At 42.6% G+C, this 26069-nt stretch carries 19 protein-coding genes, 1 tRNA gene and 1 pseudogene; 12 read left to right on the forward strand and 9 right to left on the reverse strand.

Annotation, left to right across the window (positions count from 1 at the left end):
* Positions 1 to 158: 158 nt before the first annotated feature.
* Positions 159 to 1037, forward strand: coding sequence for an AraC family transcriptional regulator (locus AC27IJ_RS01850; RefSeq protein ID WP_312446089.1), 879 nt, complete (start codon positions 159 to 161; stop codon positions 1035 to 1037).
* 89 nt (positions 1038 to 1126) lie between these two features.
* On the opposite strand, the gene AC27IJ_RS01855 is transcribed toward AC27IJ_RS01850, so the two are convergent.
* From AC27IJ_RS01855 to AC27IJ_RS01865, 3 genes are read right to left on the reverse strand one after another with little or no spacing between them, the layout of a single operon-like run.
* Positions 1127 to 2251 carry a glycoside hydrolase family 88/105 protein gene (locus AC27IJ_RS01855; RefSeq protein WP_487147291.1) on the reverse strand — a complete coding sequence of 375 codons (1125 nt, stop codon included), beginning with the start codon at positions 2249 to 2251 and terminating at the stop codon, positions 1127 to 1129.
* A gap of 26 nt (positions 2252 to 2277) precedes the next feature.
* On the reverse strand, positions 2278 to 3792 hold the full coding sequence (locus AC27IJ_RS01860) for a response regulator transcription factor (RefSeq protein ID WP_487147292.1): 1515 nt from the start codon (positions 3790 to 3792) through the stop codon (positions 2278 to 2280).
* Position 3793: 1 nt separating this feature from the next.
* On the reverse strand, positions 3794 to 5554 hold the full coding sequence (locus AC27IJ_RS01865) for a sensor histidine kinase (RefSeq protein ID WP_313259848.1): 1761 nt from the start codon (positions 5552 to 5554) through the stop codon (positions 3794 to 3796).
* A gap of 186 nt (positions 5555 to 5740) precedes the next feature.
* On the opposite strand from AC27IJ_RS01865, the gene AC27IJ_RS01870 reads away from it, so the two are divergent.
* From AC27IJ_RS01870 to AC27IJ_RS01895, 6 genes are all read left to right on the forward strand, one after another.
* The gene (locus AC27IJ_RS01870) at positions 5741 to 7090 is read left to right on the forward strand and encodes an ABC transporter substrate-binding protein (RefSeq protein WP_312504237.1); all 1350 of its coding nucleotides are present in this window, start codon (positions 5741 to 5743) and stop codon (positions 7088 to 7090) included.
* 26 nt (positions 7091 to 7116) lie between these two features.
* Positions 7117 to 8046, forward strand: coding sequence for a carbohydrate ABC transporter permease (locus AC27IJ_RS01875; protein WP_330695097.1), 930 nt, complete (start codon positions 7117 to 7119; stop codon positions 8044 to 8046).
* A 6-nt stretch (positions 8047 to 8052) separates the two neighbouring features.
* Positions 8053 to 8907 (forward strand): carbohydrate ABC transporter permease, encoded by an 855-nt coding sequence (locus AC27IJ_RS01880; RefSeq protein ID WP_312446096.1) that lies wholly within the window; start codon positions 8053 to 8055, stop codon positions 8905 to 8907.
* Between the two features lie 178 nt (positions 8908 to 9085).
* Positions 9086 to 13204, forward strand: coding sequence for a hemoblobin-interacting domain-containing protein (locus AC27IJ_RS01885; protein ID WP_487147293.1), 4119 nt, complete (start codon positions 9086 to 9088; stop codon positions 13202 to 13204).
* Between the two features lie 471 nt (positions 13205 to 13675).
* Positions 13676 to 15349 (forward strand): S8 family peptidase, encoded by a 1674-nt coding sequence (locus AC27IJ_RS01890; RefSeq protein WP_312446098.1) that lies wholly within the window; start codon positions 13676 to 13678, stop codon positions 15347 to 15349.
* 173 nt (positions 15350 to 15522) lie between these two features.
* A complete protein-coding gene (locus tag AC27IJ_RS01895; protein WP_312446099.1) occupies positions 15523 to 15816 on the forward strand; it encodes a phage holin family protein in 294 nt (97 codons plus the stop codon).
* A gap of 96 nt (positions 15817 to 15912) precedes the next feature.
* Here the strand turns inward: AC27IJ_RS01895 and AC27IJ_RS01900 are convergent, their stop codons facing one another.
* The 3 genes from AC27IJ_RS01900 to AC27IJ_RS01910 all read right to left on the reverse strand — a co-directional run bounded on the left by AC27IJ_RS01900 (position 15913) and on the right by AC27IJ_RS01910 (position 18659).
* Positions 15913 to 16095, reverse strand: a complete 183-nt coding sequence (locus tag AC27IJ_RS01900) for a hypothetical protein (RefSeq protein WP_312446100.1) — start codon at positions 16093 to 16095, stop codon at positions 15913 to 15915.
* Positions 16096 to 16202: 107 nt separating this feature from the next.
* Entirely contained in the window at positions 16203 to 17873 is a 1671-nt protein-coding gene (locus AC27IJ_RS01905; RefSeq protein WP_487147294.1) for a S8 family peptidase, read from the reverse strand.
* 267 nt (positions 17874 to 18140) lie between these two features.
* A complete protein-coding gene (locus AC27IJ_RS01910; RefSeq protein WP_312504239.1) occupies positions 18141 to 18659 on the reverse strand; it encodes a 2'-5' RNA ligase family protein in 519 nt (172 codons plus the stop codon).
* Between the two features lie 162 nt (positions 18660 to 18821).
* On the opposite strand from AC27IJ_RS01910, the gene AC27IJ_RS01915 reads away from it, so the two are divergent.
* Positions 18822 to 19439 carry an NUDIX hydrolase N-terminal domain-containing protein gene (locus tag AC27IJ_RS01915; protein ID WP_487147295.1) on the forward strand — a complete coding sequence of 206 codons (618 nt, stop codon included), beginning with the start codon at positions 18822 to 18824 and terminating at the stop codon, positions 19437 to 19439.
* A 149-nt stretch (positions 19440 to 19588) separates the two neighbouring features.
* Here AC27IJ_RS01915 and AC27IJ_RS01920 read toward each other — a convergent pair whose 3' ends face one another.
* Both AC27IJ_RS01920 and AC27IJ_RS01925 read right to left on the reverse strand, forming a co-directional pair.
* Positions 19589 to 20452, reverse strand: a complete 864-nt coding sequence (locus tag AC27IJ_RS01920) for an aminoglycoside 6-adenylyltransferase (RefSeq protein WP_487147296.1) — start codon at positions 20450 to 20452, stop codon at positions 19589 to 19591.
* A 156-nt stretch (positions 20453 to 20608) separates the two neighbouring features.
* On the reverse strand, positions 20609 to 21484 hold the full coding sequence (locus tag AC27IJ_RS01925; RefSeq protein ID WP_487147297.1) for an AraC family transcriptional regulator: 876 nt from the start codon (positions 21482 to 21484) through the stop codon (positions 20609 to 20611).
* Positions 21485 to 22035: 551 nt separating this feature from the next.
* On the opposite strand from AC27IJ_RS01925, the pseudogene AC27IJ_RS01930 reads away from it, so the two are divergent.
* The 4 genes and pseudogenes from AC27IJ_RS01930 to AC27IJ_RS01945 all read left to right on the forward strand — a co-directional run.
* Positions 22036 to 22614 (forward strand): annotated as a pseudogene (locus AC27IJ_RS01930) (cell wall-binding protein); the annotation flags it as partial.
* A 159-nt stretch (positions 22615 to 22773) separates the two neighbouring features.
* A complete protein-coding gene (locus AC27IJ_RS01935) occupies positions 22774 to 23322 on the forward strand; it encodes a DUF4489 domain-containing protein (RefSeq protein ID WP_312504244.1) in 549 nt (182 codons plus the stop codon).
* Positions 23323 to 23762: 440 nt separating this feature from the next.
* Positions 23763 to 24062 carry a hypothetical protein gene (locus AC27IJ_RS01940; protein ID WP_312504246.1) on the forward strand — a complete coding sequence of 100 codons (300 nt, stop codon included), beginning with the start codon at positions 23763 to 23765 and terminating at the stop codon, positions 24060 to 24062.
* Between the two features lie 190 nt (positions 24063 to 24252).
* The gene (locus tag AC27IJ_RS01945; RefSeq protein WP_312504247.1) at positions 24253 to 24624 is read left to right on the forward strand and encodes a YmaF family protein; all 372 of its coding nucleotides are present in this window, start codon (positions 24253 to 24255) and stop codon (positions 24622 to 24624) included.
* 287 nt (positions 24625 to 24911) lie between these two features.
* Here AC27IJ_RS01945 and AC27IJ_RS01950 read toward each other — a convergent pair.
* Positions 24912 to 24991 (reverse strand) — tRNA-Leu (locus AC27IJ_RS01950).
* Positions 24992 to 26069: the final 1078 nt, after the last annotated feature.

The following is a 26069-nucleotide window of genomic DNA, read 5'->3' on the forward strand; positions in this document are numbered from 1 at the left end:
GATAATCGGATGAACGGGCTATTAAGCAGCCCTTTATCTTCACTTGCGTTGCAAGTCCAGATAAGTTATATTATAATGGATTATAGTATTATAAATCTTATATAATTGGGGCTTTTTTTAATAAAATCATACTTTTGGCTACTATTTTGGAGGAAGGAATGGAAAAAACAATATTTTCGGAAAGCATGGAGGGAATCACCATTGATGAGGTGGTCCGGGACCAGGAATATTCCATGACCATGAAGCATTTTCATGATACCTATGAGCTTTATTTTCTTCTGGAAGGAGAACGTTACTATTTCATCGAGAAAGAAACCTATTATGTGAAAACAGGGGATGTCGTTTTGGTAAACCGGGAACAGGTCCATAAGACAAGTCAGGCTGGAAGCAGGAGGCATGACAGGATCCTTCTCCAGTTAAGCGGGAGAGTTTTGGAGCCATGGCTTAAGCAGGCAGGGGTATCATCCCTTGAGAAGCTGTTTGGAGATTATTATGGAGTGGCCAGGCTTTCCCAGGGAGAATGGGAGGAAATGAAGGGACTTTTGCTGGGGATTTCAGAGGAACTGATCCACCGGAGAGAGCGGTATGAGATAATGGTAAGGCTTAAGCTTTCCCAGATTTTATTGATGGTCTACCGCAGCAGGAAGAAAGCCGTGCTTAAGGAGATGCCGCCGACGGTACAGACTGCAAAGCATGGAAAGGTGCATGAGGTGGCGGAATATTTAACACTTCACTGTGAGACAGGAGAGAGCTTAGAGGAGCTGGCGGAGGCTTTCTTCATCAGCAAATCTTATTTAAGCAGAATCTTCCGGGAGGTGACCGGATTTTCCGTAAATGAATACCGGAACCTGGCTAGAGTGAGAAAGGCGAAAGAGCTTTTGGCAAACAGCGGGTATTCCATTACGGAAATATCGGAAATCCTTGGATTTGAAAGTATTACCTATTTTGAACGGGTGTTTAAAAAGCATACGGATGTGACGCCGTTAAGATACAGAAAGGATGGGGAGGGGCCTGGTGGCATAAGCAGCGGTACTTAACGTAGCTTATAGAAGGGCATAAAAAGAAGGAACATGGCAAGAGCAGAGCCATGTTCCTTCTTTCTTTTTCAGGCAGCGTTGCCGGAAGGTTATTCCTTATCCAGGGCCTCGTACAGAGCGGTCAGGGTAAGGGCCTGCCCATAGGCCATTGGCATGAGGGCAATGTTCTTATAATGATCGGAATCCATGCCGATTCCGGTCCCGGCCGATACGTTTAACACGGTTCCATCTTCGGAAATATTGGCACAGATGGCTTCAATGGCCCGGTCAGCCGCAGCCTTGTAGGTACCGTCAAGAATCCCTGCCTTCACTCCTCTTAAAAGCCCGGCGGCAATGGCTGCAGAGCCGGAGACTTCGCCGTAGCTGGAATCGTCGGTGAGAACGGTGTTCCACAAACCGGACGGGGACTGAAGGCGTAAAAGGGCTAAAGCCTGGGATTTGAAGGTGTCGGTCAGGAAAGCCCTCACCCCCTTATCTAATCCTTCTGCGCAGGTATCTAAGTATTCCATGATCCCGTAGGTAAACCAGGAGTTTCCTCTGCACCAGAAGATGCCTCCGAAATTATCCATGCGCTCAAAGCTGAAGCCGTGATGGAAAAGGCCGGTCTGCTTGTCAAAGAGATATTTGATGTGAACCAGGAACTGATGAAGGGCTTCATCTTTCCAAAGGGTGTTCCCTGATATGTATCCCATCCTGTTTAAGAAAAGCACGGACATAAACAGAGTGTCCACCCAGATCTGTCCGTCATTTAGACTTACGCCATCCCGGTTTCCGATGGCACTGGTCACATGCTGGAATCCGTTGTCAGGGGTTTTTGGAAGGTCATTGATGAGCCAGTCCGCCCTCTGAGCGCACAAGTTGTAAAATTCCTCCGGATTGTCAAGGCTTTCGTATAAAAAGGACAGGGGAAGAAATGGAGCGGTGGTATTGATGTTCTTGGAAGGAAGGCCCTTCTTTTGATGGCCGCTGTACCACTTTTCAAAGAACGGGAGATACCGGCCGTCTCCGTAAAATTCCTGGAGCCTATATAAGCCATACAGTCCGACTCCCTGGGGCCAGTCCCATTCCTCTATGCCGAAATCCCTTTGGATGAATCCTTTTTTTGTGTCAGTGCTGCTGACGTTCTTGTCTTTATTATAATCATATCCTCCAAGATTCATCAGTTTCTCCACAACCAAATGGATCTTTTCTAATAGCTGGTCGTTAGTAATCATTGTTCTTTCTCCTTTTCCGTGTTTGTTTAAAGTTTGTTTTTCAGCTTTTCTATATATTCGGTCGGCGGAAAGCCGGTATACCGCTTGAACACCTGACTGAAGTACTGGGGATTGCTGCCAAACCCTACCTGGCGGGCAATGTGTTTTACGTTATCGCTGTGGTAATAGGCCATCAGCCGGATAGCCTCCTCCATCCGCTCCTTGTTTAAGTAGTCGGAAAAACGCATCCCCTCTTCTTTTACGAACTGCTTGCTTAAATATCCGACGCTTACAAAAAGATAATTTTCAGCCAGCCATTTTAAGGAAAGATTTTCAGAGAATAAATGCTCCCTGATGTAGGCTTTTAAAAGGGCGATGTTGGAGCCCGCCTTATGAGCTCCGCATAAGTTGTCTTTCTGGACCAGCACCACACGAAGAAGCTCCCGGATCCCGGACACCGTGTCACAGGAGTAGAGACGCCGGAAAAAATCACAGGCAGCATCCACGGGAAGCTTTTCCCGTTCCGGTCCGGTCTGAAGGAATAGGCCTAGTGCAAGATTTCTTGCAGTTGTTAATGGGATGGAGTCCATAAAAACAGAGTCAAGGAGCTCCACAGCCTGTATGGTATCCACGGCAGAGGTTATGGAATCCTCAAGCCTGCTGATCATCCAGGGGGAAGCAATGTGGTTTCTGATTTCATGGGCCTCTCCCCCTTCGCTGATGAGGAGAATCCGCTCAAAACGGGAAACCTTCTGAATGATTTCCTGAAAAAGCTTTTCCGCTGAATTCCTGTGAAGGAACTCCGCCTCAAAGGTGACGGACTGACCGGGATACCGGAGCCTGGTTATGGCACTTTCGATCCGTTCCTGGATCGCCAGAGTAAAGGCGGGGAATATAAGGACCGCAGTGTTTTTTACATAAAGTATGGAAAACTGCAAAGGAACCTTGGAAGCTTCTAAAAGCTTTCTGACGTCGCAGATAAAGCTTTTTAAATAGCTTTCTTCCACAAAGGAACAGATGCAGGCATAAATGCAGTTCTTCGGAAGGGATAAAAGGCTCTGGTATTTGCGGAATACGGCTGGAAAGGAATCCTGGTGCTCCAGTGCCTCCATAATAAAGCTCTGTTCCAGGGGAAAATGAAGGCTTCTTAAGAAATCCTGCTGCTGCATTTTCCTGCTTTCCTCTTCCTCAAGGCGTTCCTTTCTTATGGAAACCAGAGATTCGATCAGCTCATTTTTATCGGTTGGTTTTAAAAGATAATCCCGGACCCCGTATTTCATGGCCTGTTTGGCATATTCAAAATCATTGTAGCCGGAAAGAAGGATAAAGGTGATATTGGAATCCGATTTTATGGAACGTTCAATTAAGTCCAGGCCGTTTAGGATGGGCATTCGGATATCAGTAATCACCACATCCGGATAATCATCACAGATGATATCGTAGGCCTCCATTCCGTTTTTCGCAGTGGCGATGAGTTCATAGCCGATGGACTCATAGTCGATCATTTGGGAAATGGCCTCTCTTATAATCTGTTCATCATCTACTATCATCAGTCTCAGCATATCAAATCTCCTTCTCCTTAGGAATGGACAGCATTACCACTGCCATATCTCTTTCGTTATAAAATTTCAGGCCATAATGATCCCCATAGAGCAGTTTTAACCGGGAATGAATATTGGTCAGGCCCACACCGGAGCCTTGAGGCTTGATCTCTTTGTGCCTGATCTTTTCTAAAAGATCCGATTCAAACCGGGAGCCGGTGTTAGACACCCGGATCTCATATTCCTTCTCCATTTCCTCGATGACCACCTGTATCATGCACATCTCATCCGTATCCTCCATGGCATGCTTTAAGGCGTTTTCAACCAGGGGCTGAATACAGAGCTTTGGAACGAAAATATGGGAAATGTTCTTAGGGATCTTAAGTTCAAAGTGCAGCCGGTCCTTAAAACGTATTTCCTGAATGCGGATATAATTATCAAGCACTTCCAGCTCATCTTCGAGGGGGATGATGTCTTTTTGTCCGGCAATGGAAGCCCGGAACAGATTTCCAAGGGAACGTACCATAACAGAGATGTCTTCGGCTCCGTATTTCTGCGCCATCCAGTTGATCGTATCCAGGGTATTATATAAAAAGTGAGGATTGATCTGCTGCTGGAGCATCTTAATGGTGGAATCCCGTAGCAGAAGCTGCTTGTCATAATTTTCATCCCGCAGGACCTTGACGCTGTGGGTCATTTCATCAAAGCTCCGGTGAAGCTGGCCGATTTCGTCCTGGCGGTTTGCATAGTCATAGCATTTTACATCGCAGGCCAGGGACTCCCCGCTGCCGAACTTCTGGATCTTTTCAATCAAATAGTCCAGGTGGCGGAAGATATGGCGGAAAATCAGGTTGACATAGGTCGCGGTGATAAATATGATAAAGACGGTAAATATAATGATCTGAAGGCTCACAAGCTGAATCCTGTAAAAAAGCGGATCGTAATCCCTGAAATAAATATAATCCCAGCCCACAAAGGGAACATGGCCGGAAATGATAAATTCCTTTTTATTGTCCAATGTGGAAATGATGTAGGCGTTTTCCTGCTGCTTGTTGCCCGCAATGATTTCCGCACAGTACGCATCGTGAAAGGCGGTTGCAGGGTAAATCCTCTTATCCCCTGACATCAGGATGAAATTGGAGTTTTCCACAAGGCTCCCGGCACTTTTTAAGCCGTCCTCAATCATTCGCTCCATATTCACCGTAATGTAGAGCCCAGCCAGCTTTTTTAAGCTTAAATATTTCAGCTTTAATATCTGTCTGGCGCATACCGTATCGTCTCCCGGTTCTATGCCCGGAGCCCAGGTGGCTTTTCCCTTTAGGTCACCGGTTGTTTTGTCAAGCTCCTTTAGGTTGAATTTAAGGATTTCGTCAGAGCTTCCCATACAGATATTCGTTCCGTCAGACAGGATAATGTTAATGGATTTTATATATTTGCTGCGGTAAACATAGGAATAAAGCTGCTGGTAAATATCCTGACGCGCCTGGGCCCGGCGGTTGCTGAAAGGTTTCTCAGCCAAAAACACCAGATTATCCTGAAGGATTGGGTCACCGATCATGCTGTATGATATGCTTTGGATCAGCTGTATTTCCGATTCCAGATAAGTAGTTACATGATTTAAGGAATTGGCATTGGTGCGGTACAGCTCCTCATTATAGCGGGATGTGAGAATCCTGATGCTGATAAGGAAGGTAATACAGACCGCCAGCAGGGCCAGAAGGAAAATGGTCAGTATTTTTTTGTATAATGACAGGTTGTTAAGCCAGAACGTACATCGCTTCATAATCACATATCCTTTCCTAAGTAATCGTATTATATAGTAAAAATACAAAAAAAGAAATTGCAAAACAGCCTAATATTACAGAAAGCCGTTTTTTTAATCATAAAAAGCCATATTTTAACTTTACCGTTGTGCATATTTGCCATAAAATGTGGATATCACAAAAAAATTAAAAGGGAGGTTTTACAAGTGAGAAAGAGATTACTAGCAACATCACTTGCTGCATTGATTGCAGCAACATCTTTAGCCGGCTGTGGTTCCAAGACAGAAAAAGTGGATTCCACAACGACAGCGGCTGCAGCAACAGAGGCGTCAACTACAAAGGCAGATGACGGCGCAAAGACAGCATCAGGGGATAAAGTATCCCTTAACATTTGCTGGTGGGGCAATCAGACCAGAAATGACGTAACAAAAAAAGCTGCGGATTTATACATGAGTAAAAATCCAAATGTGGAGATCAAAGTTGAGTTTACTGACTGGGGCGGTTACTGGGACAAGCTTTCTGCTATGGCAGCCGGCGGCAACTTACCGGATATCATCCAGATGGACTATTCCTACTTAAACCAGTACCAGAAGAGCGGACAGCTGGCTGATTTATCCGAATTCATATCCGCCGGCGTCATTGATACTTCAAAGATTCCTTCAAGCATCATTGAGAGCGGTTCTATCGATGGAAAATGCTATGCTCTCAGCCTTGGAAGCAATGCTCCTCTGATGGTTTATGATAAGGCTATTGTAGAAAAGGCCGGAGTGACCATTCCAGAGCAGATGACCTTTGATGAATTATATGATATATCCAAAACCATTTACGAGAAAACAGGCGTAAAGACCGTATATGACGGCTGGATCAATATGCTGCAGATGACGGCAAGAACCAATGATTCCCATATATTCGATGAGTTAATTGCAGGCAAAGAAGATTCTACAAAGATACATTTCGCAAATGTGGAGAAATTCCAGAAAGCAGAATTTTCCATTGCACCAGATATTCTGGTTGAAAAGAACCCGGATAACATTGAAACAAAGCCGATTGTGGATGAAACCACATGGAATGACTTCCCATATTCCAATCAGTTTATCAGCCTTTCAAACGCAGCCGGAAGAGAGTTAGAAGTAACTATGAACCCGATTCTGACAAACGGTACACAGAATATGTATTTAAAGCCAAGCCAATTCTTCTCTATTGCTGAAACTTCCAAGAACAAAGAGGAAGCTGCAAAGTTCATTGACTGGTTCACCAACAGCGTGGAATGTAATGAAATCCTTATGGCAGAAAGAGGAATCCCGATTAATACTGAGGTAGCGGATGCAATTAAACCAAAGGTAGATGCTGTTGCCCAGAAGGTATTTGACTATGTTGCAAAGGTTTCAGAGATTGCAGTTCCGATTGATGCTCCGGATCCAGCCGGCAAGGGCGAAGTGGAGGCATTGACCAAGAGTGTGGTAGAAGCAATCCGTTATGGCGATACAACCGCTGAGGAAGCGGCAGCCAGCTTTGTTCCTGAAGCAAAGAAGATTTTGGAAGAAGCTGCGAAATAGTGACAGAACAGTCTGGAGGGAATAAGATGAAGAACAATCAAATGATCCCCCAAAGAAAAAAATCATTTTCACAGATCATGAACACACCGAAGGTTGCAGGATATGTATTTATCCTGCCCTTCATCATAGGCTTTCTTGCCTTTTTAGCCGTTCCAATGATTTTTTCTTTAGGGTTTTCGTTTACCAGATATAATATTTTAAAATCACCGGTTTTTATAGGTCTGGAAAATTACAAGGCCATGTTTACAGCGGATCCAAAGTTTTGGAAGGTATTTGGCGTGACCATGTACTATGTTCTGTTTTCGGTTCCCCTCCGGCTTCTCATGGCTCTGCTTGTAGCTATGCTGCTTGTAAAAACCAGCAGATTGTCCGGTTTTTACAGAGCTGTTTATTATCTCCCTTCCATTATCGGCTCCAGCGTGGCTGTGGCGATTCTCTGGAAGCGGCTGTTTGCCAGTGATGGTGTAATAAACGCAATTTCAAAGATCATTGGACTTCCTTCCGACATCGCATGGCTGGGAAGAGCGGATACCGCGATCTGGACCCTGATTATCCTTGCTGTCTGGCAGTTTGGTTCTTCCATGCTCATATTTTTATCCGGGTTAAAGCAGATTCCCATAAGTCTTTACGAGGCGGCTACCGTCGATGGCGCAAATGGCATTCAGCGTTTCTTTAAGATTACGATTCCAATGCTGACACCAACTATTTTCTTTAACCTCATTAACCAGCTGATTAACGGCTTTATGGCGTTTACCCAAAGCTATATTATCACCCAGGGAAAACCAAAGGATACCACACTGTTTTATACAGTATACATGTACCAGAATTCCTTTACGTATAATAAGCTGGGCTACGGCTGTGCAATGGCATGGTTCATGGTGTTCGTAGTTGGACTCTTGACCCTTATACTTTTCAAGACACAGAAGAAATGGGTACATTATGAATCAGAAGGGTGATAAAATATGAAAACAGGATATAAAGAAAGAAAAATAGCCACCACAGTGGTTTATCATGTGTTCACCTTTTTGCTGGCATGTGTTATGATATATCCGCTTTTGTGGATGGTGATGAGTTCCTTTAAAAACTCCAATGAAATATTCCGGACTGCTGCAAAACTGCTGCCTGATAAATTTTCCTTTGAAAATTACCGCGTAGGCTGGCAGGGCTTTGCCGGTTATGGTTTTGGAACGTTTTTTAAGAATTCATTTATTATTGCAGGCCTTTCCACTGTTGGGGCGGTCGTTTCATCCGCCATTATAGGCTATGGATTTGCCCGTATTGATTTTAAGTTTAAAAACTTCTGGTTCGCATGTATGCTGCTTGCCATGATGCTTCCGTTCCAGATCATCATGATTCCCCAGTATATCATTTTTAACAAATTGGGATGGGTGGGAAGCTATCTTCCCATCATTGTACCTCAGTTTTTTGGTCAGGGCTTTTTCATTTTCTTAAATGTACAGTTTATAAAGGGAATTCCCATGGATTTAGATGAGGCTGCCAGAATGGATGGATGCACCATATACTCCATATTCATAAGGATCATCCTTCCTCTCATTAAACCGTCTCTGGTGACGAGTGCTATTTTCTCCTTTATGTGGAGATGGGATGATTTCATGACGGCTCTGCTTTTCTTAAGCGATCCTCTGAAATATCCAGTCAGCTATGCGCTTAAAATGTTCTCAGACCCAACAGCCGGTTCAGACTGGGGCGCAATGTTTGCAATGGCAACCTTTTCCCTGATTCCTATTTTTATAATTTTCTTAACCATGCAGAAGTATCTGGTGGAAGGAATTGCTTCCACAGGAATTAAGGGTTAAAACTGATTTCCAGGCAGGAAAACCGCTTTGCGGTTTCCTGCTTTTTTTAATGGTGATAAATTATCACTGGACATTAGTTGAAGATTTTTCTCGTTTATCCGCTTGCCCACCGGTTGGGAATATTTTATAATACATTAGTTAGTTATGGCTAACCTCAATCATATGCAAGGAGGAATCTATGAGAAATAGAAATAAGGTTAAATTACTGGCGGCTCTGACTGCCATGAACCTGGTGTTTACTATCCAGCCTTTAGCAGGGGAATGGAGGCAAAATGGGGACAAGTGGCGCTATATTCTGGAAGATGGCAGGGAACAGATAAATTCGTGGCTGAAAACAGATGACGGCAAATGGTATCATTTTGATGAGAACGGAATTATGAGAACGGGATGGTACCAGGACACGGATCAGAAGTGGTATTATCTGGAGACGGACGGTTCTATGGCTTCCGGCTGGAAAGAGATCAATGGAAAGTGGTATTACATGGAGACGGACGGTTCTATGGCTTCCGGCTGGAAGGAGATTAAAGGGAAGTGGTATTATCTTAACAAGCAGTCAGGAGAAGCTCTGGTAAATGGTTTCACGCCCGATGGATACTATGTGGACGGCAGCGGGGCCTGGAACGGAAAGTCATCCCGGAATTCCTACGAGGACAGCAGTTCTGACGACAAAACCTCCTGGAATAACAATACAGGGGAAAACGGAAACAATCAACCGGAGGAAGGAAACAGCGGAAATGAGAATTCCGGAAATAATGGAACGGAGGGCGGTGAAAATCCCTGGGAAAACAAAAACCCTGTTATTCTGGAGCAAACCGGGATCATATCTGTTCTGGGGCTACCCTATGCCGTAATATCTTTTTCCGATCAGGCAGAGGGACTGGAGGAGTTCCGTTTTTCCATAGCAGGAAAAGATGCCACATCATCCGTTACCCCTGTGACAACTTCAGGAAGGACGGTAAAAATACCTTTGCCGGATGAAAATACCCATACACTGGCCATAACCTCCGGGAAGTGGACAGTATCTGTTGTTGCGCTGAGGGAGCCGGGAAAGAGTACCGCAACGGAGAAAGAGCTTGTTGAAGCGAACTTTTCCCTTCCATCGGATATACCCTATTTGGTGCTTACAAAGGCAACCATTCCTTTGACCCAGTATGTGAAATTTATCCGGCAGGGCGATACTCTCTTCATAAAACCCTCTGCAACTACGGTAGATACCGTGCAGGCCCAGGGTCTGGATGAAGTGCAGAGCCAAAGCCTGGAAGAGAAAGAAAGCGATATCCTGATAGAGGAAGATAACCGGACCACGGCCGGTCTTAAGAGCTTTGCTTCGGATGCGGTCGCAAGTGCTACTACCGCACCCCCTGCCAGTCTGGAGGGAAAGGAAGAGACAGCCACAATTGCTGTATTGTTTGATTTGGCAGCCAATAATATAATTGCAGATAAGCTGGGAATTGGAACCTCTTCTGCAGAGGCCTTTCTGTCTAAATGGGAACCCTCGGAGAAATTAACTGCGTTAAATGAGGACTTGACCTTAAGTACAGAGGCGAAAGACCTTAAAACAAGAAATTGGAAGAAAGCTGGGGAGCTGCCCAGATATGTGAAGTATTTAACAGACAAAGGCGGCTACGGAACAAAAGTAGAACTTTTAACAGGAAAAACAGACAATACCAATCCGCCTGAGCTGACCATTGCCCCATCTTTGAAAGGAAAGAGTGCGGTTATACAGCTCAGTGATGAAAATGAATCGTGGTACCGTTCCATTACTGAAATTGAGATTCCTTACAGTGCAACCAAAACCCACTACTATCAGGAAAATAATACCTTGTCTGCAGACGGGAAAGCCATAACCCTGGGAGTGGAGGCAATCAGCGGCCCGATGAATTACACCGGAACTTATGAGGTTACGATTCATTCCTTTGGGTTCGATGATGTGAAAGGCACTCTTTCTGTAGTAGAACCGGCTCCTAACTTTACACCTACATGGGATGACAGCAATAGCCGGTTAAAATTAAAAGCAGATTTTACTTACTATACAGATAGAGTAAAAACAGTCACTGTTAATGGAAACCGGCTGGAATCCGGCAGTTTTTCAAGCGATATCAATAGTCTTTATATTTCCTACCGCTATCTGGTAAACGGGAAAAATACCTTTGAAGTCCAGGCAGACGGGTATGAGAATACCAGCTTTGAGATCGAGTCCCCGTCAGCGTTTATCACGCCTAAGAAAGCACCATCGGTTACGGCGAAAGAAGTTATAGACGGCTCTTACTCTATGGTGTTTGATATCGGTTCTTACCAGGAGGGAAGCGAAGAGATGCAGTGGTTCCAGGACTTGGAGGCCGGCCATCTTAAGCTGTCATATTCATCATATGGAAGCGTATCCGATCTTTCTCTTACAAAAGAGGGAAGCAGCTTTACGGTCACTGCGAAAAAGACTGCAATGTCTTCGTACAACAATTATACCATGCAGTTCGTTGTACCTGGATATGACATAGTAACCATAACCTTTACTCCTGTAAAAGCGGCGCCTGCTGTGACGCAGCAATGGAACTTAGAAAATTACAGCCTGAATCTTACCAGTTCTTCCAATGCCACTTACTTAAGTTCCTACGTGACAAAGGTGATTTTAAATGGAACGGAGTTAAAAAAAGGAGAAAGCGCCGATTATACGGCCTCCTATGATCATGGGATTGAAATTTTTGCCCATAACTTTATTGCTGGAAAGTTATATAAAATCGAGCTTTATGCATCTTCTTATGCTTTGAATGTATTGGAAGGAACAGCTCCTGCAGAACTGGCAGCTCCTTTGGAAGCTCCGGTACTCAAGGCAGAAGCCGTACCAAAAGGAAGCGATGTAACAGTGCAGGTATCAGGAGAGGCAGGCAAATGGCTGGACAAGATCCGTTCAGTAACTGTGGCAAGCTCCTCCGGCTCTTCCGGAAGCGCGGCCAATTATACGAAAAACGGGAATGAACTAATTTTAAGTTCCAGTAATTTTTCTTATACCGGTACTTATACGATTACGGTAAAAGCAGATGGCTACCGGACGGCTCAGACGGAAGCGAAGATCCTGAATACAGTTGCGGTCACAGGAACTGTAAATTATGACGAAGGGCGCCTGGAACTGTCAGCCAGCGATTCCTATTTTTATGACAAGATAACCGTATCCTTAAATGGAACCGAACTGGTGAAAGGTACAGGATATACGACAAGCGGAAATAAAATGATTTATATTCCCGCTGTGCTGCTTACGGAAGAAAAAAACCATCTGGTTTTATATAATGATGCCTACCAAAAGGTGGAAATGAGCTTTGACCGGTATATTGCAGCTAAATCAGCACCAAATCTGGAAATAGAAACAGGAAGTTCCTTAGATAAGGAAAAAGCAATTGTTCTGAATGTAGCTGATGAGGACCAGGAATGGTGGGATTCTCTGAACCAGTCCCACATTTCCGTAAAGCGTTCTTCCTCCAGTCAGACGATTACAGGATTTACCAGAGGCTCTGCAGATCAGATAACGATTGATTTAAAGGATTCATTGTCATATTCCTATAGCTATACCGTAACAATTTCAGTGCCGGGTTACCGTTCCTGCAGCCTCACCTTCAGCCCGTACCAGAAAGCGCCGGAAATAGAAGAGGAGTGGCTGGAAAATGGCGATCTGCAGTTTTCCACTGATACGTTCGGCTATTTTTACAGCTCCTACAACACGGTTTATCTGGATGGTGAGAAGCTGGTCCGTGATACGGATTATAGTCTGAATACGTATAGTTCGCCGTACAGCCTGACTATTTTAGCAAAGAAATTTACTTCAGGAGAACATTCCATAAGAATGCTCCATACAGGGTATTCCAATTATGCGCCATATGAAATAACGGTAACAGTTCCGGAAGGCCAAAATCATATGGATATGGAAGCAATGGAATTAATTCTGGAGAAACCAGTTGCAGAAGCAGCAGAGAATCCTGAAATAGAAGAAGAAAATAAGCCTTCAGAAGTAAATACGGACGGAGAAAACGAAGAAGAAAAGTCTGAAGAAGAAAAGTCTGAAGAAGAAAATCTGACAGAGGAAAGTCCTGCAGAGGAAGGTCCGGAAGAGAGAGATCCGGAAGAAAATCTGACAGAAGAGACCCCAGCTGAGGAAACTGAGCTGGATGATGACCAGGATCAAACTGGAGAGGAGGCATTCGAGGAAACTTTGCCGGTAGGAGAAGACAGTGGATCTTCGGAAGATAACGGTGCACAGGACCCTTCCCTGGAACAGAATGGTACGGTCAAAAGGAATCCGGTGGTTTAATAGAATAGACAGGTTTTATACTTCAGGAAATAGAGGAAGCCGGCAGGAGGGGGGTCCTGTCGGCTAAGTATGAAAAAAATGTATATGAAAGGTCTCTCTGGCCTGTTTACAGGTATTAATATACGGTGGAAATGTGTTGAGAATTTGATGGAAATGTGAAGAAATTGTGAAAGGAGAGAATAAAAAAATGGAGCACCGCAGGATTGGGGAAATACGGCACTCCTAAGAAGAGTTATATAAATTATATCGCAAATAATCGATTAAGTAAAGGGAAATAAGTAATTCTTTATAGATAATCTGTTAATATTTTGTGAATATATCATAATTATCTATATAGAATATAAATATCCGTGTTACTTCTCTATTGCCATTTTATTCTCTGGATTGTGGCTGATTCTTCTGCTCATATTGGAAACCTTGCTGCATAAAATATATCATATGCTTCATTTGAAACAGGCAGGAGGCCGCAAAATGGAAAAAATACTGGATAATCGGTATTATGATCTGATCATAAGTAATGCCTTGGTTCCAACCTATAATACTGGTGATAACATTACTATGCTGAATGAAATGAATTCCCTGCTGCATATAACAAAGGATCAGATGGATGCCTGTGATCTTGGTGTAAATCCTTATCATTCCTTTCCGGCATTATATACCCTGGAGTCATCGGTCAGCATTGAGAAATCCGGCATTGGAGCTGTCCAGAGAACTCCTGGCCTTGGTCTGATTGGGAGAGGGGTAATCATCGGTATTGTGGATACCGGTATTGATTACCGCCATCCGGCATTCAAGTTTAATGACAGAACAACCAGAATTCTATCCATATGGGATCAGACCCAGGTGGGAAGTACGCCTCCAAGAGGTTTCACCTTTGGAGCTGAATATACCAGAGAACTGATTAATTTTGCATTAATATCTGAAAATCCTTTTGCAATTGTTCCCACGGTTGATACGATACGTCACGGAACTGCCATTGCAAGCATCATTGCCGGTCGGCCTAATGATGATTATAACTTCAGCGGTGTTGTTCCTGATGCGGATCTTTTGGTAGTGAAGCTAAAAACAGCAAAAGAAAACTTAAAAAATCTGTTCTTTGTCCCGGAAAGCGCTTTGTGCTATCAGGAATCTGACATCATCCTAGGAATCCGGTATCTGGTTACTACCGCCCAAAGGTTGAACCGGCCTCTTATAATATGCATTGCCCTTGGAAGCAGTCAGGGAGGACACGACGGAAGGGGAGCCTCCAGCATCTATCTGGATTATCTGGTACAGCAGCCTAAAATCGGTGTGGTCGTTGCTGCCGGAAACGAAGGAAACAGCAGAAGGCATTATTTCAACAGCACTCAGTCAGCACCTTATGTAAACAGCTTCCGGTTAAACGTAGGAACCAATGATAAGGGATTATCCATGGAAATCTGGCCGTACATACCTTCCAGACTTTTTATAGAGATCACCACTCCCACCTGGGAGACATCACGGATCATTTATCCCACATTTGGAGAATGCCAAAAAATTGTTTTTCAATCCGTAGAAAGCGTTGTCTGGGTGAATAATATTATTTTTGAAGAAGAAACCGGAGACCAGCTGATTCTGGTGCGTTTTCAGAATATAGCCAGCGGAACCTGGTATTTTAGAGTTGGCAGCACTGAGAATGAATCTTTTTCCTTCCATGCCTGGCTGCCTTCTGGAAATCTGATATCAAATGAGACCTTTTTCCTGGACTCCAATCCGGATACGACCATAACCGCCCAGGGGGATGCCATACATCCTCTGACTGTTACGGCATATAATACTCTGGATGGAAATATTCTTAATGAATCCAGCAGAGGATATACCAGAATGGGGCTGGTAAAACCTGATGTAGGTGCGCCCGGCTACCTGTTGCCCTGTGCGCTGCCTGACTTTCAATATGGGACCGCTACCGGTACCGGAGCTGCGGCCGCCCATGCGGCGGGGATCGCGGCCATGGTTATGGAATGGGCTTACAATAAAGGAAACTATACGGCTGTTACCGGTTATCAGGTCAACCGTCTGATGATACGCGGGGCAAAGCGGGGATCGTCGTATATTTATCCAAACAATGTATGGGGATATGGGCAGCTGGATGCGCAAAATATGTTCAGGCAGCTGACAACAATTTAAGAGCAAGACCTTCAGACCAGGGAATTTTCTCCGACAGTCTGAAGGTCTTTTCTGTGATGGAGCAGCCATGTATCCGGAAGGAGAAGAGGAACGTTTGAGGAAAATAAAGCATCAATTAGATCAGGTGATTATTATCAGTCTGAATTCATGAATTGGGAAAGGAAAGGATTATTATGGAAGAGATCATAAATTATGTGAAACCAGAACTGGTCGTAGTGGCAGTGGTCCTTTACCTGCTGGGGCAGTGGATCAAGCAAAGCCAGACGATTAAAGATAAATATATTCCGATGATTAACGGAGCAGTTGGCATTGTTTTATGCGGTGTTTATGTAATCTCCATGTGTGAGGTGCATACCATCCAGCAGATCGCTACGGCTGCATTTACCGCAATTACTCAGGGAATCCTGGCTGCCGGGCTGAGTACGTACGTTGATCAGCTGATTAAGCAATCAGGTAAGACAGAATAAGGGAAAGCCGTTGGTGACAGGGGTCTGGGATATGCCCGGGCCCTTATCATATGACGCATTGATCAAAAATGGCGGGTTTTCGGAAACCCGGCCCGCCTATTTCCTTTTTTTCAGTTCTTTTCTGATCTTGGGTTCGATTCCTCTGCGTTCCATTTCGGCCATGATGTTTTCGAATTCACCGGGAGGAGCAGAAGGGGGGATTACCTCCCTGCTGGCAGCCTCTAACCGGTTGAATTCTTTCTCCAAACTTTTTTCGTATTTCTTATTCCAGTGTCTCATACTATCACCTCCCAGAAAATTATATAACAATTGTAAAGCTCATTTTATGTAATATTCTGGATATATGGCAGAAATTTAGTTTTAGAGACAATTGTAACCCAATTTCATTAAATACTGGTAAGCTGCCTGAATAAACTGGTCACATTCACCTGGCCGTATCCCCATATGTTATTCGGAAAGGTGTATGAGCTGGGCCGCGTAGCCCCTCTCATCATCAGCCTGCTGACATCGAGGCCGTTCATAGTGCTGTAATGTTCCCTGACAATGGCCCACTCAAAAACCATGGAAATGATGCCTGCTGCATGGGCAGCAGCAGCTCCTGTTCCTGTTACGGAACCATATCCGCCTCCGGGAACCGCACAGGTGAGCTGGTAACCAGGAGCGGCAATATCAGGTTTGACAAGGCCGATTCTGGTATAGCCCCTGCTTGATTCACCAAGAGTAGAGTTATTAATCTGATTGTACGCGGTCACAGTCAGCTGGCGCCTGCCGTTTCCGGGTGAAGTGATGGTGGTATCCGGAGAGGAATTAAGAAAGAAGGTTTGGTTAGATATGAGACCGTCTGAAGGAAGCCAGGCATGAAAGGACAATGGTTCATTTTCAACGCTCCTGAGACGTATACGCCAGATTCCGGGAGTGGTGTTCTGAAAGCGAACCAGGATCATCTGGTCTCCTGTCTCTTCTTCAAAAACATAGTTGTTGACATAAAGGGTGGTAGGAGTGAAAACAAAGTTGAATACTCTGCAATCACCGATTGCAGGATAAACCTGCTGGGTGGATTCCCTGTTGGGTGAGGAAATGTCAATGGAAAGCCGTCCAAGAGAATATGACCAGATTTCCATGGCAAACATTTTATCTTTTTCCCCTATTCTTAATTCGAAATCATTGTAATAAGGCTCTAATAAAGTGGAATTAAAATAGTGCCTTTGGCTGTTTCCTTCATTGCCGGCAGAGACGGATATACCGATACCCGGCTGCAATGCAAGGTCATTTAGGTAACCGCTAAGAGCGCCTCTTCCGTCATGGCCTCCCTGGTTGCTTCCTACAGCGAAGCAGGTAACTACAGGGCGGTTAAATCTTTCCTGAATGGTGAGGGAATAACGGAAGCCAAGCATAAGATCGGATTCCTGAAAGCATAAAACATCATCGGGAATAAAATAAAATCTCTTTAGATTCTGCTTTGCTTCCTTCAGTTTTACGATTACCAGATCAGATTGAGGGACCACTCCGCTAAAGGCCTCCAATATGTTGGGTGTACCGGCAATAACGCTTGCAATGGCCGTTCCGTGTCCGTTGGTGTCTGTTGATGGTACAACGGATAGAGGGTCTTCAGAATTCAATGCAGTATTAATTGTCTCCCGGCTGTATTCCGTACCAAAGGTAAACGTACTGGGAGGAGTTCCTTCCTGCTGGGTCTGGTCCCATATGGTAAGGACACGGGTCGAACCGTCGCTGTTGCGGAAAGCAGGATGCTGATAATCAATACCTGTATCAATAACTACAACGATTACGCCCTGTCCGAACAGGGCTAAGGCAGGATTCCGCTGCACCTCCCCAACGCCGGTTTGCTCAAGACTGACCGTGGAAGTGGGGGTAAAGATTGCCGGAAAGGTGTGAAAGGGATACTTCACCAAATCACAAATGTTTATGTCGGCAGTCGGGATATGCAGCAAGGAATGCCGGTTATTCAAATAGGTAATGTTATTATCGCTGGGAGCTGAAATCACTGGATTGGTGATGATTAAATCATAATAATTATTATCCAAAATTTTATTCACAGTTAAGTCTCCTTGCTGTTACTGACAGCAGCAATCATGTATAAACAAAAGGTGAGTGGCTGTCTAAAAATGGGATGTCCCGGCAGTGATGCTGGGCTGATATGCCTGTTAAATGATATGGCAGTAAATGAAAAAATATGAGAGATGGATCGACAGACTTTCTACAAAAGGCAAAAACACCGGAAAGCCTTGTATTTACAAGAAATCTCGGTGTTTTTCCAGTTCTGGACAAAAGAAGAGGAAAGAGGAATCCTGCCTTTTGGTAGCTTATTCCCTCAGCTTATGTTCGCTTATTATAATGGATTCCCCCATTGCCCCTATCATTTCAACTGAAATTGTGTCTATCATAGCCCTGAATGTTTCCTTGCACTTAGAAGCATCGAAATAGGCTCTTTCCAGTTTTTCTATGGAGTCCAAATTTCCAAGGGTTAAATGGGGGTAATAAGGATGTCCGTTGTTATACTCCTTCAATAAATTGGAATATAGCTTTTCATGGATTTCAAGAATATGTTCCTTTCCTTCTATAATATTTAAAAGTAAATAATTTCCGAATTCATCAGGCTGCTTTGAAACTCCGCGCAGAATAATTTCAAAGGGTTTAATATTCATAAGCGAATCATTTATATGCTTGTATAGTTTCTCATTACTAATGTCGTTCTGGAACGGAAAAACTAAAGTGATATGCGGCTTCACAAGAGCGGATAATGGATCGTATTGATCCCTATAGAAATGAATCACATCCATGTTTTGAAATTCTGGAAATATCATGATTGTTCTTGTATCCATATTGATTCCCCTTTCTGGCTATCATAGTTAGCGTCCTTTAATTTTGCTGCAAGTATGCTTTGGTTAATCCATTGTCTGAGGAAATACCAGAAAGATAATCTTGATAGTTTTTGGTATGTGAGATAATATATTATTTAGTAAAGACTGGGAAAGGAAAGCATTATGGAAGATAAAAATTGGCTAGAATGGGCGGTTGAGTTGCAGTCAATCGCACAGGCCGGTCTGTATTATGCAAAGGATTGCTTTGATCAGGAACGGTATGAAAGGATCCGGGAGATTTCGGCCGAAATAATCAGCAGGCAATCAGAGATCCCTGTTGAAAAAGTCAAAGATTTATTTTGCTGTGAAACAGGATATCAGACACCCAAAATAGATTCCAGGGCTGCTATTTTTATGGACAACAGGATTCTCCTGGTAAAAGAAGCCGACGGAAAATGGTCATTGCCAGGAGGCTGGGTTGATGTAAATTTATCGGTAAAAGAGAATATCATAAAAGAAGTTATGGAAGAGGCCGGTCTTGATGTCAAGGTCGAAAAGGTAATTGCCGTACAGGATCGAGAGAAACATAATCTTCCCATCTATGCCTACAAGGTTTGTAAAATTTTTATACAGTGTACCGTTCTTGGCGGTTCATTTAAAGCTAATAATGAAACTACAGACAGCCGGTATTTTTCACTGGAAGAATTACCCCCTCTTGCTGCGGAAAAGAATAATGCTGAACAGATAAAAATGTGTTTTCAGGCTTTTTCGGAACAAGACTGGAAAACAATCCTGGATTAGGTATCCGGCAGATCCCTGCTCTGAGACGATTAAGCTGCTGACCATAATATCAGGCCAACAGCTTTTGGGTGTCCCTTGATTATTCAGTCGGTATTAATTTGCACGACAATCTGATCAGATTGAGGTACTATATGCTGTTCCGATTATGCTTAATGAGCAGCATTTTTAACATTAGTGATATATTTAACCATGTTTTCATCGTCCGTTATACAGTAGGTACAGCCCAAATAACCGGAAACCTCCTGTGCAAGAAAACGAAACAAATCGCAGGCTGTGAAGACAGCATTCCAAAGATTTTCAGGACTACCATCGGAATAGGTTTTCAAATATTTATCATACAGATCCTGGGGCAGGTATTTTTTATAGTATTTCCCCCACATTCCGGTTGAAACAGAAAATCCATGGTTCATGGCGATATACCACTCTACCATTTTATCAAGCTGAATGTGTATGACCTCCGTATACATCCTCATTGCATATGGAATGTGATCCCTTTTAATCCCTTTAGCAACGTTGTTTAAACACCACCAAAATTCGTTGCAGCATCCGTCATACATTTGTCTTGTGGGAACTTTAATCCAGTAGCCTGTATCGCTTGACTGAGGTATTTGCGGGAAGATATTATCCTTATCAAACAAAGGCACTGTAAGGCTGTCAGAAAGATAATGCTCAATGGATTTTTCTTTGGTCATAATACGCAGATCAATTCTATTTCCGTCTTTAAATAAAATGAGCCATCCATAAGATTTGGAAAAGTCGCAGCTCACACCCCAGCCGAAATCATTAGAATCCGGTTCCTGCATGACAGCAATCTCTCCAAAAACATTTACCCATGATTTATCCGATAAAAATGATTCTGTTTCCGTGACGACAAAAACAATGTCATAATCCTGATAAGTATCTTTTACAACAAGAGGATTTGCTCGGGAACCATTCATGAATACCGCTCTGATGCGTTCCTCTGTTTGTGCAACCCTCAAGATCAAATCAAACATTTCTTTTTCACTTCGCATGGCAAATTACCTCATAAGCTATAAATAATAGGAACCTTCTGTATGGTTATTCTACCACGGTGCCTTATAGAAGTAAACAACAGGTCCGGTACAAGACATGCGGACCGAAGCCTGCTCAAAATGGTAGAGAGAGGGAGGTGGGCCGCCACCCCGCACTCATTGCAGCAGTTTACTGCTTTTTTTAACAGGAATCCATATCTCACAAAAAACGTCCGGGTGGCTGTTTTCGGGATACAATTCAAAATCTGTTTCATCAAGCATATTGTAATCGGAGCCTGGTAAAAACTCCTTGAAAATCTTATCCCATGTTTCTCCAATGCATTCCGAATTAGTTCCAATGCATTGAAATACTGCCCAAAGGATAGGTTTTACCTCCCAAATGCGGTATCCCTCCGGAATATCCCCGCCCTCATATTCAATCCCTATGCCGTAATCAAAAAATGAGCTTTCTTTCGAAATTGAAGCGCACACACCATAAATATCGTGTTTCGACGCTTGCCTATTCAGTACATCAAAAACTCCATTTGAACCGCACTGTTTCCAAAAATCAGGTATTTCATTATTTCCTTCCTCTGAAATAGATTCATTTCTGAATGCCTGGACTTTTGCCAGTAACTGAAACTTTTCTCTTTTTACGATCTTATACTCCATAGCTGCACCACCTTCAAATTTAATTTTTATTACAAGGCGATTAAAGGATTTTAAGAGTATTCCTGACCGTTTTGCCACATTGGGGGTCACACCATGAAACCTTGAAAAAGCTTTTGTAAAACTTTCTGGAGATTCATAACCATATTTGAGAGCAATATCAATTACCCTTTTATCTGACATGATCAATTCCTGGCCTGCCATTGAAAGCCTTCGGTTTCGAATATATTCATTTGCCGTTATCCCGGTAATCATGCTGAAAAGCCTGTGAAAATGATAGTTTGACACGTATAGTTGGCTTGCCACCTCTTCATAACTTATTTTTTCCAGCATGTGTTCTTCCATATATTCAATTGCTTTTTGTATGCTTTGAATACAATCCATTTTCCTTCACCTCGTATTTATATACTAATGCCTTTCCTCATGTTTGTCCTGTCCCGGTTTGTTCATTCCAGTCTGAATAAACGGATTTTGTCCGCATTTTAAATATCCCTGTAAGATATCACGTGAATATTTGCTATGGCATGCATATGATTTTTCTTTATTTTGTAGATCGCTCTTAAATTATAATTCATCCATCTAAGAAGTGCGCGTATTTACGCCAGTCCTTGCTTTTGCAAAAGAATTTTATTAAATGTTATATTAATAAATGTTATATTACTAATGGTGCGGAATGATTGTAATGCTGACGGATATGAAGGAGACTTAGCTTTATTATAGAAGATATGCGCTTAAATGAGTATAATCAGATGTATTAAATGAGCAATATTATTGAGCCTGCGGCGGCTGATATAGCCGTTACATTAGAAATCTTACAGTATACATCACAGTTGGAAAATGTAGTACATGTAAAAGCTGTAAGCGACAGCATTTTTGATATAACACTTGAAGGAGACTCATGGTAAAACGGAACAGATACAGATATCGCCGCAGGAATCCCGGATATATCGCGTCTACGTAAGGGGGACATGTTGGAGTTTGCAGGATCAGATGCCAGTAGACCGCTTAAGATAGGCCATGTAGAAATGTATTACGGTAACGGTATTATCTGTGGACATGGTAGCGGCAGACCATCGTACAAGGACATAGTGGCATATTGTAAGAGCCGTTATGTATCGTTCGCCTCTGGTGGCTGGCGAATGGGCCTTGTATGCGTGCGTAGATACATACAGGACGATGTAGCGCCAGTACCGGAGCCGATTAAGTTATCAGGCTGGAACCAGGAGCCAAACGGGTGGAGATTCTATCTTGGTAACACCGGAGAGCCTATTCGTGACGCATGGTATCTTGATTCTGATGGTAAGTGGTACTGGTTCAATGCAGCCGGTATTATGGTTTCAAGCACTTGGTATGAGTACAATGGTGGTTGGTATTACCTAGGAGCTGATGGGGCCATGGTTATGGGATTACAAGCTTCTGGTGGTAAGTGGTATTACTTGGATCAGGACGGCAAGATGGCCACGGAGCCGGTGACGCTCACGCCGTATCAGGATGGGGCATTGTGGTATCCATGACTGGCAGAGTAAAGTATAGGCAGGTTCGAGTATTTGGGGTCCATAAAAAGATTGTACCTTCTAAAGTGTAGCATACTCTTTTTTTTATAATATAATGGAATATGACTGTTGGTAGAAATATTAGTTTATCTGTCTATATAAATATATGGAGGTAACTTTATGAGTGATTGTTATATTGAAGATCGTGAATGTAATAGTGATGAATTCGAGGAATGTGAACGACATTTTAAGTGCGTGTGTGAAACCCATCAAAAAAAACTTAAACCAAATAGGACAATATTAAAATGCGGCAGCCAGGGCGGAGTAACCCTGCCAGTTGGAACAGTTGCCGGCGCTGCCTTTACTCTGGCCACTGTAAACGTTGATTCAAAAGGTTTAAAAAACCGATGTATTAAATTTGAATTTGCAAGTAATATCGTAACAACTGCTGCTGTTCTCACCCTGAATTTCCAGGTATTCAAACAGTGTAAAGATATGCCGACTCCTATTCCCGTAGGACCAATCTGGACTTTCTCACGGCTTGCAGCTATTACTGAAGGTAACACCTTCACCTTCTTCGTTTGCGACTGTGATCTGTGCAATGATGACTGCTGCACTTACAGCGTAGTTGCTAGGGTTGCCGGCCTTGCTACGGTTGGCGTTACTTCTATTAATCATGCATCACTTTCCGCAATTATTGTAGAGAATGACTGCAATTCCTGTAAATAGTAGGAAATGATTTAAGTACAAAAATGCTTTATAATTAGAGATTAATAGGAATGTATGGAAAATGACGTACCTCATGGCATGGGTGTCCGGGAATCATGAAAATTTAAGATAATGGAGTAATGTATAGGCGGGTATCCGGAATTCAGGGCCCGCCATATTTCATTAAAACGCCATAACACATCTGTTATCCATTCAGGATTAGAACGAGGCATAGCAGTATCAGGGAGTGGCAGAGTGATCAGCGAATACAAAGGGCCATTATTAAAAGTATTACATATAATATATTGTGATAATGTGATAATTATTTATTACTCCTATTTTAGTGGGCTCCGGTGCTTTGACCTGGGGTCCACTTTCTATATAAGCCATTCTTGAAATTCACACCTTGTATACCTGTCCCATATAATATTGTGAGTACAGCATGAAAGGAGTCTAAGTATATGAGTAGTGAAACTTTAAAATGTAGATGTAAATGCTTTGAAAAGTGCGAACCCAAACGCGAATGTGAATGCGAAAAGAAACGTGAATGCGAAAAGAAACGTGAATTCGAATGCGAATGCGAACGCGAACGTGATCATGGTAAGGACTGCGAATGGTCCGAAAAAGCATTAAAAGAAGCTTACTGGAGAGGTTTTAAAGACGGCTGCAGAAAATGCAGACGGAAAGAAAATGAATGTGACGAATGTAAAAAGAATGAAAAGTATGAAGATTACGAAGAGTATGACGAGTATGAGAGATAGTTAATGATAAGAGCGGGCTTCGGTATTCCGAGCCCGCCTTTTTTGAAAATTATTTTTCTAGATCATTTATATTACTATTTCATTTTACCAACGGATAGGCCGTCTAAGAGACAACACCTAATTGCATTATTTTCATATAATAATTATGGGAACAAAGTTTCCTAATATTGGAGTACAGGAGTAAAACAATATGGATAACTATAAACAAGATTGGTTTAAAGAATGTTGTGATTGCCATGATAAGCGGCAGGCACATGTTCATGAAGTTCAAGGCAGCGTAGAGATAGCAGAACGCGAAGAAGATCCTCATAATCATCGTTTTGCTACGGTTTCCGGTGAAGCAATTCCTGCTGGTAAGAACCACTTTCATGAAGTGAAATTTAGAACAGATTTTTATGAAAATCATTTTCATGAATTTCGTGGCAAAACATCGCTTGCAATTCCTGTTGGAGGGGACAGACATGTTCATTTTCTGGAATCCGTAACAGAAGTGAGCGATGGTCACGTTCATGACTTTAGAGTGGCCACCTTGATTAATGATCCTATCGGTGAAGAAGCTTAATATTTATATTTAAATAAGTCAACCACATCTTAGGTTAGTTTAAGAGATAAATTATATACGTAAGTGTTGTTAATATTAAATGGTGGGTATCCGAAATTTCGGGCCCGCCCTTTATTTATATTAAATTACCATAACCCATCTGTTATCCAAGATGTAGCAGATTAGTTTAAATCCAAATCGTATCTCACCAATATAAAGATATATATTTATACTTATAGATAAAAAAACAACACCTGGAACCCTAGTATTTATAAGGAATTCAGGTGTTGCTATAGAATTGTGAATCATGCGGGTAACAGGACTTGAACCTGCACGGTCTCCCACCAGAACCTAAATCTGGCGCGTCTGCCAATTCCGCCATACCCGCTTACAACAACATAGATGATACCATTTGAGTGTAAAATTGTCAAGAAAAAGGAGGCATTTTTCCGCGGTAAATATAAAACAAAAGCTCTTGCAATGGTTCCGTAGAATTTCCAGGTACGGCCCATTCTCATAAAAATGAAATAGTTATGGAGAAATCAGGCTGACGATAGTCAAGATCATGGAGCATGGTTATCTATGCGAACAGATCCACGGAAAGTCCATATCTTCCATATAATTGAAAAAATAATGAAGCCGGGAAAATTCTAATAAAATTTAGTAGCTATCGATCAGTGTACCTGGAGGTTTGGTGAGTATAATATAGTTATTCTATTCCTCAAGTCAGCCGGTGGAACAAGCAGCATCAGTAAAAACTCTTAATCACCTTCCGGAAAATAGATGAGAAAGTGAAGAGAACCATCATAGGGCAACAATGAAAGTTTTTATACTGCTCATCTTTTTTGTTTTTTAAGAAGGCCTCAGTATCCCCAATTTTGCGCCAGTGAGATAGATGTTTAACAGATATTCAAAGAACTTACTTCTATTTAAAGTTATGGCTGAGGAAATGAGCATGAAGAATAAAGCGGCATAGTCTTTCAGATGCTTGACAAACCAATACAAGACGATTGATATAAAGAGGTTACTCAAGAACACATTCAAATGACACAGGTATCATGCCAGGAATGATTTATTTAACGGGTGATATCAGAGAAATAAAGATAAGTATACAGACATTAAAACGCTAATATATAGTAGAAAGGCATTGATCTGTAACATATTATATCATATTCCGACTTGCAATATAATGGCCAGAATATTAATTTGATAAAATTTCAAAATAAATGTTGACTTTTGTCAAATGCTTTGGTATGATATAACTCGCCGCTGAAAACGGCGGCAAATTTTCCCAAAAACACATCGATGACCGATGAAAAAAGTTTTGAAGAAAATGAAAAAAATGGTTGACAAAAACAACCGAACATGATAAACTTTAAAAGTTGCTGCTGAGACAGTAACACAGAAAAAGCACTTTGAAAACAGAAGATTGAACAGTATGTAAAACCCTGAAAATTCTAATAAAA

It is taken from the genome of Lacrimispora sp. YZC11 (assembly GCF_057543815.1).